We start from the raw sequence: 740 nt of genomic DNA on the forward strand, positions 1-740 counted from the left end.
GGATGTCGAGAGCGAAGGAATGGCTCGCCCATTCCGACATGCCGATCAAGGATATGGCCGAGCGTCTGCAATACACGAATACGCAAAATTTCTCACGAGCATTCAAGCAGTGTACCAGTAAGTCCCCGGGCCAGTACCGGGAATGGGCCCGATCTGCGGCCCATACGGCGATGCCGGACGCACAATAGATAGGATCAACACAACCATAAGATTTTCCCCCGATTGAAACAGCCCCACGTCTGAGCGCTGGGGCTCTTTTGCGCTCTGATGCGGCAACATTGGACATGTGTCTGTATTTGCAAATGATGATCTTTGTTTGCGCGAGCCTTGATAAAAATGGATTGTTTACTGTACCACCGCGAATTTTTTATGCTTACGTTACACCACACAAAGAGAAAGGGGCTGTTACTAATGACACCGCTTACAGAAGAGTCTCAAGTCAACGCCAGCCCGAACACAGCAGCGAGAGCGGACAAACGACAGCAGCCGAGATTGCGCAAGCCACGCAGCCAGACGATCGGCCGAAAGCTCTGGAACAGCCGGTATATGTATGCTTTTGTGCTGCCCGGCACATTATTCTTCATCGTATACAAATACATCCCCTTACTCGGCTCCATTATTGCTTTTCAGGATTACAGCCCATTCCAAGGGTTCCTGCACAGTGACTGGATCGGACTCGCTCATTTCAAGCGCATCTTCGACAACCCGGAAGTCGTGCAGGTACTGATCAACACGCTGAC

1 protein-coding gene and 1 pseudogene are annotated in these 740 nt (G+C 51.2%); both read left to right on the plus strand.

Annotation, left to right across the window (positions count from 1 at the left end):
- The coding region (locus AC1DWB_RS36600) for a helix-turn-helix domain-containing protein (protein WP_477545946.1) at positions 1-188 on the plus strand (188 nt) is incomplete at its 5' end.
- 223 nt (positions 189-411) lie between these two features.
- Positions 412-740 (plus strand): annotated as a pseudogene (locus AC1DWB_RS36605) (hypothetical protein); the annotation flags it as partial.

The sequence above is a fragment of the Paenibacillus sp. P4_E11 genome (assembly GCF_056401635.1).